The sequence below is a fragment of the Stenotrophomonas sp. TWI700 genome, from assembly GCF_039673645.1.
GTDB lineage: Bacteria > Pseudomonadota > Gammaproteobacteria > Xanthomonadales > Xanthomonadaceae > Stenotrophomonas > Stenotrophomonas maltophilia_AA.
In genome coordinates, this window is the sequence record NZ_JBDJMB010000002.1 from 164,477 (window position 1) to 179,658 (window position 15,182).

At 67.6% G+C, this 15,182-nt stretch carries 14 protein-coding genes; 6 read left to right on the plus strand and 8 right to left on the minus strand.

The genetic code is table 11. From position 1 onward, the window contains the following. Positions 1 to 50 precede the first annotated feature (50 nt). On the plus strand, positions 51 to 1,157 hold the full coding sequence (gene ddlA / locus ABE473_RS02560) for a D-alanine--D-alanine ligase (RefSeq protein WP_346488380.1): 1,107 nt from the start codon (positions 51 to 53) through the stop codon (positions 1,155 to 1,157). 81 nt (positions 1,158 to 1,238) lie between these two features. Here the strand turns inward: ddlA and ABE473_RS02565 are convergent, their stop codons facing one another. The 3 genes from ABE473_RS02565 to oleC all read right to left on the minus strand — a co-directional run bounded on the left by ABE473_RS02565 (position 1,239) and on the right by oleC (position 4,120). Then, a complete protein-coding gene (locus ABE473_RS02565) occupies positions 1,239 to 1,394 on the minus strand; it encodes a DUF1328 domain-containing protein (RefSeq protein WP_019184873.1) in 156 nt (51 codons plus the stop codon). Between the two features lie 63 nt (positions 1,395 to 1,457). Further along, positions 1,458 to 2,468: a 2-alkyl-3-oxoalkanoate reductase gene (gene oleD / locus ABE473_RS02570; RefSeq protein ID WP_346488382.1), complete on the minus strand. Its 1,011-nt coding sequence runs from the start codon at positions 2,466 to 2,468 to the stop codon at positions 1,458 to 1,460. After that, positions 2,465 to 4,120: an olefin beta-lactone synthetase gene (oleC, locus tag ABE473_RS02575; RefSeq protein WP_346488383.1), complete on the minus strand. Its 1,656-nt coding sequence runs from the start codon at positions 4,118 to 4,120 to the stop codon at positions 2,465 to 2,467. Before oleC ends, oleD begins: the two co-directional genes overlap by 4 nt. Positions 4,121 to 4,238: 118 nt before the next feature. Between oleC and ABE473_RS02580 the strand changes: the two genes are divergently transcribed. Further along, positions 4,239 to 4,667, plus strand: coding sequence for a YkgJ family cysteine cluster protein (locus ABE473_RS02580; RefSeq protein WP_152154128.1), 429 nt, complete (start codon positions 4,239 to 4,241; stop codon positions 4,665 to 4,667). Between the two features lie 74 nt (positions 4,668 to 4,741). On the opposite strand, the gene ABE473_RS02585 is transcribed toward ABE473_RS02580, so the two are convergent. The 4 genes from ABE473_RS02585 to ABE473_RS02600 all read right to left on the minus strand — a co-directional run bounded on the left by ABE473_RS02585 (position 4,742) and on the right by ABE473_RS02600 (position 10,179). Then, positions 4,742 to 5,632: an alpha/beta fold hydrolase gene (locus tag ABE473_RS02585; protein WP_346478493.1), complete on the minus strand. Its 891-nt coding sequence runs from the start codon at positions 5,630 to 5,632 to the stop codon at positions 4,742 to 4,744. 81 nt (positions 5,633 to 5,713) lie between these two features. After that, positions 5,714 to 6,730: a 3-oxoacyl-ACP synthase III gene (locus ABE473_RS02590; protein WP_019184878.1), complete on the minus strand. Its 1,017-nt coding sequence runs from the start codon at positions 6,728 to 6,730 to the stop codon at positions 5,714 to 5,716. Between the two features lie 112 nt (positions 6,731 to 6,842). Continuing rightward, complete coding sequence (locus tag ABE473_RS02595) at positions 6,843 to 7,160, minus strand: DUF4156 domain-containing protein (protein WP_176990219.1); 318 nt, start codon at positions 7,158 to 7,160, stop codon at positions 6,843 to 6,845. A 127-nt stretch (positions 7,161 to 7,287) separates the two neighbouring features. Continuing rightward, positions 7,288 to 10,179, minus strand: a complete 2,892-nt coding sequence (locus ABE473_RS02600; RefSeq protein WP_346488385.1) for a pitrilysin family protein — start codon at positions 10,177 to 10,179, stop codon at positions 7,288 to 7,290. Between the two features lie 342 nt (positions 10,180 to 10,521). On the opposite strand from ABE473_RS02600, the gene ABE473_RS02605 reads away from it, so the two are divergent. Further along, positions 10,522 to 11,001, plus strand: a complete 480-nt coding sequence (locus ABE473_RS02605) for a hypothetical protein (protein WP_346478495.1) — start codon at positions 10,522 to 10,524, stop codon at positions 10,999 to 11,001. A gap of 43 nt (positions 11,002 to 11,044) precedes the next feature. Further along, positions 11,045 to 11,524, plus strand: a complete 480-nt coding sequence (gene trmL / locus ABE473_RS02610) for a tRNA (uridine(34)/cytosine(34)/5-carboxymethylaminomethyluridine(34)-2'-O)-methyltransferase TrmL (protein WP_346478496.1) — start codon at positions 11,045 to 11,047, stop codon at positions 11,522 to 11,524. Positions 11,525 to 11,567: 43 nt separating this feature from the next. Here the strand turns inward: trmL and ABE473_RS02615 are convergent, their stop codons facing one another. Continuing rightward, on the minus strand, positions 11,568 to 12,731 hold the full coding sequence (locus tag ABE473_RS02615) for an acyl-CoA dehydrogenase family protein (RefSeq protein ID WP_346488386.1): 1,164 nt from the start codon (positions 12,729 to 12,731) through the stop codon (positions 11,568 to 11,570). 285 nt (positions 12,732 to 13,016) lie between these two features. Between ABE473_RS02615 and ABE473_RS02620 the strand changes: the two genes are divergently transcribed. Both ABE473_RS02620 and ABE473_RS02625 read left to right on the plus strand, forming a co-directional pair. Further along, entirely contained in the window at positions 13,017 to 14,693 is a 1,677-nt protein-coding gene (locus ABE473_RS02620) for an electron transfer flavoprotein-ubiquinone oxidoreductase (protein WP_346488387.1), read from the plus strand. 98 nt (positions 14,694 to 14,791) lie between these two features. Next, on the plus strand, positions 14,792 to 15,181 hold the full coding sequence (locus ABE473_RS02625) for a c-type cytochrome (RefSeq protein WP_346488389.1): 390 nt from the start codon (positions 14,792 to 14,794) through the stop codon (positions 15,179 to 15,181). The last annotated feature ends 1 nt before the right edge of the window (position 15,182 follow it).

Consider the following 15,182-nt stretch of genomic DNA (forward strand, 5'->3'; position numbering starts at 1 on the left):
ACTTGGTTCATGCTATGGCGCCCAACACAGCGGCAGGAGCGGCAACAGGCATGGGCAAGACCCGGGTAGGCATCATCTTCGGCGGCCGGTCGGCCGAACACGAGGTTTCGCTGCAGTCGGCGAAGAACATTCTCGATGCCTTGGACAAGGAGCGTTTCGAGGTCAGCCTGATCGGCATCGACAAGCAGGGCCAGTGGCACGTCAGCGACCCGCATGACTTCCTGCTCAACGCGGGCGATCCAGCACGGATCGCATTGCACCGCTCGGGCAATGCGGTGGCGGTGCGGCCGGGCCTGGAGCGCCAGCAGCTGGTCCCGACCGACCCGGCCACCGCGCTGGAGCAGATCGACGTGGTGTTCCCGATCGTGCACGGCACACTGGGCGAGGATGGCTCGCTGCAGGGCCTGCTGCGCATGGCCAACCTGCCCTTCGTCGGCTCCGGCGTGCTGGGCTCGGCGGTGGCGATGGACAAGGACGTGGCCAAGCGCCTGCTGCGCGATGCCGGGCTGGCGGTAGCGCCGTTCGCCTGCTTCAACCGGGTCACTGCGGCCCGCGCCGATTACACCGCGCTGGTTGCCGAGCTGGGTACGCCGCTGTTCGTGAAGCCGGCCAACCAGGGCTCCTCGGTGGGCGTGAGCAAGGTGCGCACCGAAGCGGAATTCCATGCCGCGCTCGCGCTGGCACTCTCGTTCGATCACAAGGCGCTGGTGGAATCGGCGATCGACGGCCGCGAGATCGAATGCGCGGTGCTGGGCAACGAGCACCCCGAAGCCAGCGTCTGTGGCGAGGTGGTCGTGCACGATGATTTCTATTCCTACGACACCAAGTACATCAGCGAAAACGGTGCGGACATCGTGGTGCCGGCGGCGATCACGGCGGCGGAGCAGGCCCGTATCCGGGGCATCGCGGTGCAGGCCTACCAGGCGCTGGACTGTGCCGGCCTGGCCCGGGTGGATGTGTTCCTGACGCCGGCCGGTGAGGTGGTGATCAATGAGCTCAACACGCTGCCCGGCTTCACCCGCATCAGCATGTACCCGAAGCTGTGGGCGGCCAGCGGCCTGGATTACACCGCGCTGATCACGCGGCTGCTGGAGCTGGCGATGGCCCGGCATGCGCACGAACGCGATCTGCAGAGCTCCATCGCAACGACGGCCTGAGCATCGTTGCCGATGTCAGGCCGTCATGGTTTCCGCTGCGCGTCCCACGCCGGAGAGAGGTGGCGTGGGACGCGCGGGACACTAGGTCCGCTTGCGGAACATCGACACCACCGCCAGGATCAGGAAGACGACGAACAGGATCCAGGCGACGTTGCTGGCGGCGCCGGCAATGCCCGAGAAACCAAGTACCGCCGCGATGATGGCGATGACAAAAAAGATGACGGCGTAATGCAGCATGTCGACCCTCGCGTTGATGCGTGCCGGAGTTGGCGTGGGGCCATGTTCACCAACCTGCGGTGTTCAGGGAGTGATGGATTCCTGTGCGTTCGATGAAGATGCCAGCCGGGCCAGCCCTTCTTCGATGCTGACCCGGGGCACATAGCCGAAGTCGCGGCGCGCCGGCTCCATGCTGTACCAGTGCGGGGTGCACAGCTGCTCGGCCAGGAAGCGGGTCATGGGCGGTTCGCCACGCAGGCGCAGCAGCGGCCACAACCGCTCGCAGACCGCGCCGATCCGGTAGGCCGCCTTGAAGCTGATCGACTTCGTCACCGGCGGCGCATCCACCGCGGCCAGCAGCCTGTTGAGCAGCTCGCGCATCGGCAGCGGCTCGCCGTTGGAAATGAAGTAGGCCTTGCCGGCGCAGGCCGCCCCCGGCGCGAGGTGCTCCAGGGCCAGGAAGTGGGCGAGCGCGGCGTTGTCGATGTAGGTGGTGTCGACCTTGTTCTGGCCGTCACCGACGAAGCGCAGGCGGCCGGCGCGGGCACGCTCGGCCAGGCGTGGCACCAGCTGCTGGTCGCCCGGGCCCCAGATCAGCCGGGGGCGCAGCGCGATGGTGGCCAGGCGTGCATCGTTGGCCGCCAGCACGCGCTGTTCGGCGATGGCCTTGGTGGCCGCGTACGGTGCCTGGAAGTTCTCGCCGTAAGGCACCTCTTCCGCGCCCAGCCCTTCGACCGGGTGGGTGGCGCGGTGGGTCACGCTGGGCGTGGAGGTGTAGACCAGCTTGCCGACGCCGTGGGCACGGCAGGCCGCGATGACGTTGTCGGTGCCGACCACGTTGGCCTGGTGGTAGCTGTCATAGCTGCCCCAGGCACCGGCCTTGGCCCCGTTGTGGAAGACCGCATCGACCCCGGCCACCGCGTGCATCACCGCCTGCGCATCGGCCAGGTCACCGCGGATCTGGCCCACCCCCATCGCCTGCAGCGCGGGATAGTGGCCCCGGTTGAACGCCAGCACCTGGTGGCCGCGCTCGATCAGCCCCTTGCACAGGGCCTGGCCGAGGAATCCACCGCCGCCGGTCACGAGGATCTTCATGCGCGCTGCTCCAGTTGCGTGGTGGCCCAGACCGCGAGCTTCTCGCGGCCGATCTTGGCGTTGTGGCGGATGTCGACCGGGAAGCCCGGGTGGGGCAGGAAGCGCTCGATGCGCGCGGTATGCGCGTGCGCGGCGGCCTCGCGGCGCAGCCGCTCGACCAGCGCGGGGGAATCGACGGTACCGGGCAGCAGCTCGTAGCACAGCACCGGCACCTGCCGGCCCGGCGCACCCACGCCGACCAGCGCCGTGCGGGCGATGCCATCGAGCGCGTTGAACACCGGCTCGACCTGCTCGGTGTAGAGCGGGCCCTGCGCGGTTTCCACGCGCTGGGTCTTGCGGCCACAGAACCACAGCCGGCCCTGCGCATCGAAGTAGCCGACATCGCCCATCCGGTGCACGACCCGCGTGCTGCCCTCGGCCAGGGTCTCGGTGATCTTCGCCGCGGCGGTGGCCTGCGGGCGGTTGAAGTAGCTGTCGGTGGCGGTCGGGCCGGCCACGGTGATTTCGCCGACCTCGCCGGTACCCAGCACGCGGGCCTGCGACCAAGCCGGCAGCGGTGCGTCGTCGATGGCGATGATGCGCACTTCGTTGGGTGCGACCACGCGGCCGACGCAGGTGCCGGCGCCGGCCTCGGTGGCCTGGCGGGTGTTCTCCAGCTCACGGCCTTCGATCACCGCGACGGGCAGGCACTCGGTGGCGCCATAGGGTGTCCAGAACTGGGCGTCGTCGGGCAGCAGGCGGCGGATCCGCGCGACCACGTCGGGCGGCACCGGCGCGCCGGCCGAGGTGACCCGGCGCACGCCGGGCAGCGGCTGGCCATGGTCGGCCAGCACCCGCATCAGCGCCGGCGAACCGAACAGCTGGGTGACGCCGAAACGGGTGATCGCGTCATGCAGCTTGCGCGGATCGGCCTGGGCCGGACGGGTCGGGTCCATGTCCGGGATCACCGAGGTCAGCCCCAGCGCCGGATCGAACAGTGCGAATGGCGGGAAGGTCGGCAGGTCCACCCCACCCGGCTCCATCCCGAAGGCGGCGCGCAGCAGCTCGACCTGGCCGACGAAATGACGGTGGCGGTAGACCACGCCCTTGGGCACGCCGGTGGAGCCGCTGGTGAACAGGATCGCGGCGACATCCTCGCCATCGGTCGGGGCCAGCGCAGGGGGCGCCGTGGCGCCCTGGGCTTCCAGCCGGGCCAGGGTGGTGCCACCCCAGCCCCAGCGGCGGCCGACGGTCACCAGCAAGCGCGCGGAGCGGCACCAGCGCAGCACCAGGCGCGCCACGTGGGCCAGGCCGATGCCGATGAAGGCCTCCGGCTGGGCCTCGTCCAGGCACTGTTTCAGCGCGCGCTTGTCGATGCCGGGGTCGACCAGCACCGGGACCGCACCGTTCTTGAACAGCGCGAACATCAGCAGGAAGAACTCCGGCGAGGGCCGCACCATCACCACCGCGCGCACGCCGCGGCCGATGCCGTGGGCCGCCAGGCCGGCCGCCATCGCGTCGCTGCGGGCGTTGAGGGTGCGGTAATCCAGGGTGACGTCATAACGCGCCATGCCGCCGGGCCCGGGCTTGCCGGGGCAGCGGATGGCGATCTGGTCGGGGCGTTCACGGGCCAGCTCGGGCAGGCGCGCGGCGATATTGATGGCGCTGTTCATCCGTTCATTGTCGCCGCTGCAGAAAATTCTTGCGCGCCGGCCGTTGGCGTGGAAAATTCGCGGCCTTCCCACCCATCCACGCATGGCGTGGTTCTACGCGTCTCCAGCCGGTGCCCCCATGCCCCATCCCTGCCTCACCTGCGGCGCCTGCTGCACCCAATACCGTGTGGCCTTCCATTGGATGGAATCCGACGAGGTCACCCCCGGTGGCGTCCCGCACGAGCTCACCCAGGTGCTGGACCCGCACCGGCTGTGCATGCGCGGCACTCTGTCCAAGCCGGTGTACTGCGTGGCGCTGGATGCGGAGATCGGGGTGTATTCGCGCTGCAGCATCCATCCCAACCGCCCCAGCGTCTGCCGTGAGGTGGATGCCTCGTGGGAGTACGGCAAGGCCAGCCCGCAGTGCGACAAGGCGCGCGTGGCGCACGGCATGCCGGCGCTGACCCTGGCCGACTGGCGCTGGCGGGACGAGGCGGATAATGACGATGATCATCCCGATGACAACGGGAATTCCCCGGCGCCGCCGCAGGCACCGATCGCGGCGTGAGATGCGTACCGACCAACGGTCGGTACCTACCGGATCGACGATGGGTAGGTGACGACCGTTGGTCGTCACGCCGATCAGATCGGATTGCGATCCAGGAACGCGCGGATCTTCGGCACCAGCACCTCGTGCTTGTCTTCCAGCACGTAATGCCCGGCATCCTCGAAGGCATGCACTTCGGCCTGCGGCAGCGCGGCCTGGAAGCCCTTCAGGAAGTGGTGGTCGAACACGAAATCGCGCAGGCCCCAGCCGATGAAGGCCGGTCGATCGGCGTAGCTGGGCAGCGTCTGGCCGGACCGCTCCAGCAGCGACCAGGCCTTGTCGGCCGGCGACAGCGGGATGTCCTGCATGAAGCGGATGGTGCTGATGCGGTTGGCATAGCTGTTGTACGGCGACACGTACGCGCGGCGCACGTCCGCCGGCATCTTCCGTTCCACGCCCAGCCACGAGGCACCGGACGAGAAGGCGTTGAAGGTGCGGATGATCCACTCGCCCACCTTCCAGTGGCGGCCCAGCGCGATCTGCCACGGCATCGTCTTTGCGGCCGGCATCGGGAAGGCGGCGGTGTTGAGCACCACCAGGCGCTTGACCTGGGCATGGTGCGAGAGCGCCCAGCCGAAGCCGATCATGCCGCCCCAGTCGTGCACGGCCAGGGTCACCGGGCCGGTGATGCCCAGGTGCGCGAGCAGCGCATCCAGGTCGTCCACGCGCGACTGCAGGGTGTACTCGTAGTGCGCGTCATCGGGCTTGTCCGACAGGCCCATGCCGATATGGTCCGGCACGATGCAGCGGTAGCTGTCCGACAACCCGGCCACCAGGGTGCGCCAGTAATAGCTCCACGACGGGTTGCCGTGGACCATCACCACCACCTCGCCATCGCGCGGGCCTTCGTCGAGATAGTTCATCGACAGACCGGGACGCACCTCGAAGCGGTGCGGATGGGCGGGGTAACCGGGCAGCTGGGGCATGCAAACGCACCTGTGAAAAGGGCCGGCAGAACCGGCCCTTGATGTTCAATTCCAACGCCGCAGCAGGCTGCGGCGAGTGGTTTACCAGACCACTTCGGCCATCGAGCAGTTCAGGCCCGAGCCGATGCCGAGCAGCGCGATGCGATCGCCCTTCTTCAGCTTGCCCAGCTGCTTGAGCTTGCTCAGCACGATCGGCACCGAGGCCGGGCCGATGTTGCCGTGCTCGCCGAAGATCGTCATCACCTTCTTCGGGTCGATGCCGAAGTTCTTGATGAAGGCGGCGGTGTGCGGCTGGCTGACCTGGTGGATCACGAACTGGTCCAGTTCCTCCACGGCCCAGCCCAGCGCTTCGCGGGCGGCGACAAAGGTCTTCTGTGCCAGCTTGATGCCTTCGATCAGCAGCATGCGGGTGTCGGTGACCATGCGGTCCAGGTTGCCGCGGCACAGCTGGTTCCACTCGGTGGCCGAGCGGGTCACGCCACCGCGGTAACGCGGGGCATCGGGCACCAGCTCGGTGCGCGCCATGACCATCGCCGCGGCACCGCAGCCCAGGGTCAGGGCGGCCATCTCGTTGCGGAAGTCATCGGCGGTCACGCCCGGCAGGGCCATGCGCTCGAGGGTCTTCTCGTACACCAGATTGGCGGTTTCACCGTCGACGATCAGCGCATAGTCGATCTCGCCGCGTTCCAGCATGCGGGCGGCGATGTCCATGCCGTTGATGAAGGCCAGGCAGGCATTGGCGACGTCGAAGGTCATGCACTCGTCGCCGACGCCCAGGTTGCCCGAGACGATGCTGGCCGTGGACGGCTCCAGGTAATCGCGGCTGACCGAGGTGTTGACCAGCAGGCCGATCTTGTCGGCGCCGATCCCGGCGTCTTCCAGTGCCTTGCGGGCGGCCAGCGTGGCGGCGTCGGAGGCCAGCATGTCGGCATCCCACAGGCGACGGGCGTGGATGCCCGCGATGTCGCCGAGCACATCGGTACGGATGCCAAGGCGATCCAGCGTCGGCTTCAGCCGTTCGTTGATTTCCTTGGACGTCAGCGTGTGCGGCGCGTCGATGTGCGCCAAGCCGGCGATCGAGACATTCTTGAAGAGCATCAGTTAGCGCCAAGGCTCAGGCAAAGGGGGCGTTATTGTAAGCCGGCACGGCTTTCACCGCACCTTTACGAATTCACGCCCGGGCGTATGGTCCGGGCGCGGTGTGAAGGGTTCAGCGTGGCGGGCACTGGAAGGCCAGGAAGCGTTGGCTGCCATCGGCAGGCAGGCCCGAGGCCTGCACGGCATTGGCACCGGCACTGGGTGCCTCGTTGCGGGCCAGGGTTTCCAGCTCTTCCTGCACGCGCAGCGGGTTGCGGTTGTAGAAGGCGACCTTGCTCTTCACGGTCACCACCACCTCGCCCTTGCTCTGGCAGCCGCTGGGCGCAGGGCCGGCCGGCAGCACGCGGACCGTCTTCCCGGACGACTCGATCGGCACCCAGGTGCAGGCGGAAACGCTGAGGATCAGGGCGGACAGAAGCAGAATGCGCATGGACAAGGCCTGGCTGGAATACATGAGGGAGTGTGCGGGAAACATCTGAATCGGGGGTGATCAGGTGCCGGGACAGTGCCCGGCACCCGATGTGCTGGCCGGCGCGATGGCCGGCCAGCGGTCGGCATCACCGGGCCTTGGGCTTCGCAGCCGCCGGAGCGACCGCAGCGGCCGGGGCCTGGACGGCGTTCCCTTCCGCATCGATCACCTGCACCTTGCCGAGGTTGAGCGCACGCACCGGCGCCTCGGTCTGCTTGAGGTCACCGACCACCACCCAGGTCAGTGCGTTCGGGTCCAGCGTGGCCGCGGCCTGCTGCACCTGGGCCGGGGTCATCGCTTCGACCTCGGCCTTGCGCCGGACCACATAGTCGTCCGGACGCTGGTAGCGCACGATCCCGCTGATGGTGCCCATCACCGCACTGGCGGTTTCATAGGCACCGGGCAGGCTCAGGTTCTGGATGTTGCGGATGCGGGTGACTTCCGCGGCGGTCGCCGGCTCGGTGCCGTCGGCGAATTCCGCGATTTCCTTGCGCATCTCCTTCATCGCCTCGGCGGTCTTGTCGATCTGCACCGGCGCCACGGCCATCCACGGGCGCTGGCCCAGGGTGCTGCTGGCGGAGGTGCGGGCGCCGTAGGACCAGTGCTTGTCCTCACGCAGGTTCATGTTGAGGCGCGACGTGAAGTCACCGCCCAGCACGCCATTGGCGATATCGAAGCGGGTTGCACCCGGGTCCATGGTCGACGGCACCACCTGGCTGGCGAACAGGTTGGCCTGCACCGCGCCCGGCTGGTCGATCAGGTACACGCGCGACTGCGCAGGCCGTGCCACGGCGACCGGAGCCTTGACCTGCGGCGCCGGGCCTTCGGCCTTCCACGTACCCAGCTGGCGTTCCAGCAGCGGCACGATTTCCTTCAGCGTGGTATCGCCGACCACGATCAACGTGCCCTGCTCGGGACGCAGCCAGTCGCGATGGAAGCCGACCAGGTCGTCGCGGGTCATCGACTGGATGTCCACTTCATTGCCGCTGCCGGTGAACGGAATCGCATACGGGTGGCCCGCGCCGTACAGCAGCGTCGGCAGGACCCGCATCGCCACCGCGCTCGGGTTCACCTTTTCCTGCTGGATGCCGGCGATCCAGGTGGCCTTGATGCGGTCGATCTCGGCTTGGTCGAAACGCGGCTGGCGCAGCATGTCGGCATACAGGGCCAGCGACGGCGCCAGGTTTTCCTTCAGCGCGGACAGGTACACGCTGGTGCTGTCCAGCGAGGCGGAGGCATCGAGCTTGGCGCCCAGCGCATCGGCCGCATCGGCGAACGGCAGCGCGCCGAGCTTGCCGGCACCTTCGGTCAGCAGGCCCATGGTGAAGTTGGCCGTGCCGGACTTGCGGCCCTGGTCGGCGGTGAAGCCGCCCGGGAATTCATAGCTGAACTGCACGACCGGGATGTCGTGACGCTCGGCCAGGATCACCTGGGTGCCGTTCTTCAACGTGGCGCGGTGCAGCGCCGGGAATTTCAGATCCGGGAAAGTCTTGGTCTGCGGCACGCCGGTGCTGCGGTCGACCTGCTTGGCCAGCGTCGTGAAGCTGGGGTCCACGGCGGGCACGGTGAACGGCTTGGGCGTTTCCGACGGCAGTTCGGCCAGGGCAACGCGCGCACCCGGCTCGACCACGATGGTGTGGTCGCCGATGCCCAGCCACTTGGCACCGACATCACGCACCTGCGCGGCAGTGGCCGCATCGATGGTCGCCAGCGATTTGCGGAAGCAGCCCGGGTCACCTTCGTACACGGTGCACTCGGCCAGCGCATCGGCCTTGCCGCCGAAACCACCGATACGCTCGATGCCGCGGATGAAGCCGGCGCGGAACGCGGTCTTGCCACGGCTGAGCTCATCGGCGGTCGGACCGTCCTTGGCCAGGCGCTTCACTTCTTCATCGATGATCGCCTCGACCTTGGCCGGGTCAACGCCCTGCTTGACGCTGGCCATGATCACGAAGTTGGAGCCCAGCTGCGAGCTGTAGGCACCGGCGCTGATGTTGTCGACCAGCTTGTCCTGGTGCAGCAGGCGCTGATCGAGGCGCGAAGACTTGGCACCGCCGAGGACCTGCGCGAACAGCTGCAGCTGGTCGATGTCGGTGGTGCCGACCTGCGCCACGTTCCAGGCGCGGTAGATGCGCGCCTGCGGCACCTTGTCGGTCATCACTTCGCGCGTGCTCTTCTCGCGCTTGGCCACGTCCACCCTGGGCTGGGCCATGCTCGGGCCGGCCGGGATGTCGCCGAAGTACTTGGCGACCTTTTCCTTCGCGGTGGCCACGTCGATGTCGCCGGCCAGCACCAGCACCGCATTGTTCGGGCCGTACCAGGTGCGGAACCAGGTCTTCACGTCATCCAGCGAGGCGGCGTTGAGATCGTTCATCGAGCCGATCACGCTGTGGTGGTACGGGTGGCCGGCCGGATACATCGCGCGCGTCAGCTTTTCCCAGACCTGGCCATACGGCTGGTTCTCGCCCTGGCGCTTTTCGTTCTGGACCACGCCGCGCTGTTCGTCGAGCGCGGCCTGGTCGATCGCGCCGAGCAGATGGCCCATGCGGTCGGACTCCATCCACAGCGCCATGTCCAGCGCGGTGGTCGGCACGTTCTCGAAGTAATTGGTGCGGTCGGTATTGGTGGTGCCGTTCTGGCCGGTCACACCGACCTGCTTGAAGGGCTCGAAGTACTCGCCGTCGTGGTTCTCGCTGCCCTGGAACATCAGGTGTTCGAACAGGTGCGCGAAGCCGGTGCGGCCGGCCGGCTCGTCCTTGCTGCCGACGTGGTACCAGATGTTGACGGCCACGATCGGCGCCTTGCGGTCGGTGTGCACCACCACGCGCAGGCCATTGGGCAGGGTGAACTGCTCGAACGGAATGTCGACCTTGGCCACCGTGGCCGGCTTGGCGAGGACCGGTGCGGGCGCCAGTGAGCCCAGCGCGGCGGAGAGCGCGACAGCCAGCAGCGCAGCACGCGGTCGAAGTTGGACGGTCATTCCGGTTCCTTGGTCATGAAAGTGAAGCCGGATGCTAGCGCGCCGCCCAGGCAAAAGGCATCGGCCAACAGTCATTGGGGTCGAAACGGACAGCCTGCGGGCCCTGCGGCGGACAACTGTCCGGACAGCGGACACCGTCATACCGGGGAAAACCCTTTTAAATCAACGGCGAAAAGTTGGCACGCGGCCTGCTTGGTACTGGGCAAGGGAAGCAAGGATCAAACCGAAACTGACTGGATGCTGAACAAAAACAAGAAAGTTGAAATTGTTCTTGCAAGCCCCGAATCGGTGTACTACCTTACTACCACACCACTGCTCACCAACACTAAACAGGACCTCGCCATGAACACCAAGACTCTCGCCATCGCCATCGCCCTCGCCGCCGGTTCCGCGTTTGCTTCGTCGGTGCAGGCCGCCCCCGCCATCGTCACCCTGGAGACCGTGCAGGTCCGCCCGTCGGCCGACCAGATCGCCCAGGCCGAGGTCGAGCGCACCAGCAGCATCCCGACCCTGGCCGTCGTTGAAGTCCGCCCGACCGCCGGCCTGATCGCCGATTACCGCGCCGAACTGGCTGCCACCCGCCGCGTCACCACGCTGGCCGCCGTCGAAGTGCGCCCGACCGCCGAACAGCGCCAGGCCCTGGCTGCCGAACAGAGCAAGGACCGCGGTTACGCCGCTACCTTCACTGCAGTTGCGACCGCCGTCGCCAACGAAGTGATCATCAACCTGCCGACCCTGCAGGTGCGTCCGTCGGCCGCCGATCTGCAGGCCCTGGCGCTGGAAACCGCTGCTGCCGCCGCCTCGACCCTGATCCGCCAGTAAGCCGTAGCTGCGGTCCCCCGCAGCCTCGGCGTACACTTCGCCGATGACTGCCACGCCCACGTTCCATGTCGTCCTGTTCCAACCCGAAATCCCGCCGAACACCGGCAATGTGATCCGCCTCTGCGCCAATACCGGCGCGCGGCTGCACCTGATCGAGCCGCTCGGTTTCGACCTGAGCGACAAGCAGCTCAAGCGCGCCGGCCTGGACTATCACGAGTACGCCCGACTGCAGGTCCATCCAGACCTTGAGACCGCCCTGCAGGTGATTGCGCCCAAGCGCCTGTTCGCGCTGAGTACCCGCGGCAGCGTGCGTTACGACACCCCGCAATTCGACGATGGCGATGCCTTCCTGTTCGGCCCGGAAACCCGCGGCCTGCCCCAGGACCTGCTCGACAGCCTGCCCCACGGCCGACGCCTGCGCCTGCCGATGCAACCGGACAACCGCAGCCTCAACCTCTCCAATACCGTGGCCGTGGTGATGTACGAGGCGTGGCGCCAGCACGGGTTTGCCGGCGGGGTGTGACAGTGCGTGATCGCGTGCCGACCAACGGTCAGCACCTACCCTCTCAGAACGCGTTGATCCCGGTCAGCTCGCGCCCGATCACCAGTTGGTGCACGGTCTCGGTGCCCTCGTAGGTGATCACCGATTCCAGATTGAGCGCGTGCCGGATCGCGACGTGCTCGGTGGTGATGCCGGCGCCGCCGAGCAGGTCGCGGCACTCGCGCGCGATGTCGATGGCCATGCGGCAGTTGTTCCACTTGGCCAGGCTGACCTGCTGCGGCTGCAGCTGGCCGGCGTCCTTCAGGCGCCCCAGCTGCAATGCCAGCAACTGCGCGGTGGTGATCCGCCGCGCCATGTCGGCCAGCTTGATCTGCGCGCTCTGCGTGGCGGCCACCGGCCGGCCGAACAGCACGCGCTGCTTGGTGTAGGCCAGCGCTTCATCCAGACAGGCCACCGCGGCGCCGATCGGGCCCCAGCTGATCCCGTATCGGGCCTGGTTCAAGCAGCCCAGCGGACCTTTAAGCCCCTGCACGTTCGGCAGCCGGTTGCGGTCGGGCACGCGCACGTTGTCGAAGAACAGCGCACCGGTGAGCGAGGCGCGCAGGCTCATCTTGTGCTTGATCTCCTGCGTGGTGAACCCGGCCATGCCCTTTTCCAGCACGAAGCCCTGGATGCCATCCTCGGTATGCGCCCAGATGATCGCGATGTCCGCCACCGGCCCGCTGGTGATCCACATCTTGCTGCCGTTGACCACCCAGTCACTGCCGTCGCGCACCGCGCGGGTCTTCATCGCCGCCGGATCGGAGCCGCCGTGCGCCTCGGTCAGGCCGAAGCAGCCGATCACCGTGCCGGTGGCCATGTCCGGCAACCAGCGCACGCGCTGTTCTTCGCTGCCGTAGGCGTAGATCGGATACATGCACAGCGAGCTCTGCACCGAGACGAAACTGCGCAGGCCCGAATCGCCGCGCTCCAGTTCCTGGCAGATCAAACCGTAGCTCACCGCGTTCAGTCCGCCGCCGCCGTACTGCTCGGGCAGGCTGGAGCCGAGCAGGCCGAGCGAGGCGATTTCCGGGATCAACTCGTCCGGGAAACGTCCGTCGTCGAAGGCATCGCCGATGATCGGCAGCACCCGCGTATCGGTGAAGCGCGCCACCGTTGCCTGCACCGCGCGCTCCTCCTCGCTGAGCAGCGAACGGATATCGAACAGATCGAACGGATTCAGTGACATGGCATCCCGGCAGGTGGCGGTGGAACAGGCCCCCATTGTGGTCGTTGTCGTGGAATGGGCCAAGGGAAGCGGCAATCGCCGGCACGCGCGCGACGTGCTGCACCGCAGCATCCGCGCACCGAACACGCGGCGACACCGCTGTCATCGTCGGCGATCTAGGCTTAAATGCGCCGGGCCGGTACTCTGGCGCACTGATCCAACCGTTTCGCCGTGGTGTGACACGCGCGATTCCCAGGCAACCGCCGCCCGTTCAACCGCGGCACTACCCAAGAGTTACGCAGCCCCATGAGCGAAGAAATCAACGTCCTGCCCCCGCGTGAAGTGATGGAATTCGATGTGGTGATCGTGGGTGGTGGCCCTGCCGGCCTGGCCACCGCGATCCGGCTGCGCCAGCGCGCCATCGAGGCCAGCCGCGAGCTGTCGGTGTGCATCCTGGAAAAGGGCTCCGAACCCGGCGCGCACATCCTGTCCGGTGCGGTGATGGACCCGCGCGCGCTGACCGAACTGTTCCCGGACTGGGCCGAGCGCGGCGCGCCGCTGAAGCAGAAAGTGACCCGCGACGAATTCCTGTTCCTCAATGAGACGGGCTCGCGCAGCACGCCCAACGCGCTGCTGCCGGAGTGCTTCCACAACGAGGGCAACTACATCGTCAGCCTGGGCGAAGTCACCCGCTGGCTGGCGCAGCAGGCCGAGGCGCTGGAAGTCGCGATCTTCCCCGGCTTCCCGGCGGCGGAAGTGCTGTACAGCGACGACGGCGCCGTGATCGGCGTGGCCACCGGCGACATGGGCATCGAGAAGAACGGCCAGCCCGGCCCCGCGTTCGAGCGCGGCATGGCACTGCAGGCCAAGTACACGGTCTTCGCCGAAGGCTCGCGCGGCCATCTCGGCCGCCAGCTGATCGCGCGCTTCCAGCTCGATGCCGGCAAGGATCCGCAGGCCTACGGCATCGGCATCAAGGAACTGTGGCAGATCGATCCGGCCAAGCACGAACCGGGCCTGGTGGTGCATGCCGCCGGCTGGCCGCTGGACAATGACACCTACGGTGGCGCGTTCCTGTACCACGCCGAAGGCGGCAAGGTCTCGATCGGCTATGTGGTCGGCCTGGACTACAAGAACCCGTGGCTGAGCCCGTTCGAAGAGTTCCAGCGCTTCAAGACGCACCCGGACATCCGCAAGCACCTGGAAGGGGGCAAGCGCATCGGCTATGGCGCCCGCGCGATCACCGCCGGTGGCCTGATGTCGCTGCCCAAGACCGTGTTCCCGGGTGGCGCGCTGGTCGGCTGCGAGGCCGGCTACCTCAATGTCAGCCGGATCAAGGGCAGCCATGCCGCGCTCAAGACCGGCATGCTCGCCGCGGATGCCGCCTTCGATGCGCTGGTCGCCGATCGCCAGCACGATGAGCTGAGCGCCTACCCGCAGGCGTTCGAGGCCAGCTGGCTGCGTGCCGAGCTGCTGCAGTCCAAGAACTTCAAGCAGTGGTTCAAGAAGGGCCAGACCGTGGCCGCGCTGATGACCGGTGTCGAACAGTGGCTGCTGCCCAAGCTCGGCATCCGCAACCCGCCGTGGACGCTGCGCCACAGCACGCCGGACCACGCCTGCCTGGAGCCCGCGTCGAAGCACGCGAAGATCACCTATCCCAAGCCGGATGGCGTGCTCACCTTCGACCGGCTCAGTTCGGTGTTCCTGAGCAGCACCAACCACGCCGAAGACCAGCCCGGCCACCTCACGCTCAAGGACGCCAGCGTGCCGGTGCGCATCAACCTGGCCGAGTACGCCGGGCCGGAAGCACGCTACTGCCCGGCCGGTGTGTACGAATTCGTCGGCAGCGAGGGGCATGAGCAGCTGCAGATCAACGCGCAGAACTGCGTGCACTGCAAGACCTGCGACATCAAGGACCCGACCCAGAACATCGTGTGGGTCACACCGCAGGGCGGCGGCGGCCCGAACTACTCGGGCATGTGACCGGCATGGCCTGCGACCACCGGTCGCAGGCCATCGGGCGCGGCAGGCACGGCCGTACTGGCTATCCTGATCGTCCTGCCGGACATCTGCGCTGCGCCATGCCCCCCGCGTTCCGATCCCCCCTGCCGCTGCTGGTCTGCCTGGTGCTGAGCGCGTGCTCGCGCACCCCGCAGACGCCGGAACAGATCCGCCAGCAGGATCTGCAGCGCGCGTTCGCGATCTGCGCCGGCTGCCACACGGTCAGCGCCGGTGGCGTGCACCGCTTCGGCCCGAACCTGCATGGCGTGATCGGCCGCCGCGCCGGCAGCGTCGCGGGCTACCCCTACTCCAACGCGATGCGCGAGGCCGGGCTGACCTGGAACGAACAGACCCTGGATGCCTTCCTGCGCTCGCCTGCGCAGGTGGTGCCGGGTACCCGCATGGTCAACGCCACCGTCGACCCCGAGCGTCGGCGCCAGGTGGTCGAATACCTGCAGCAGCAGCGGTGAT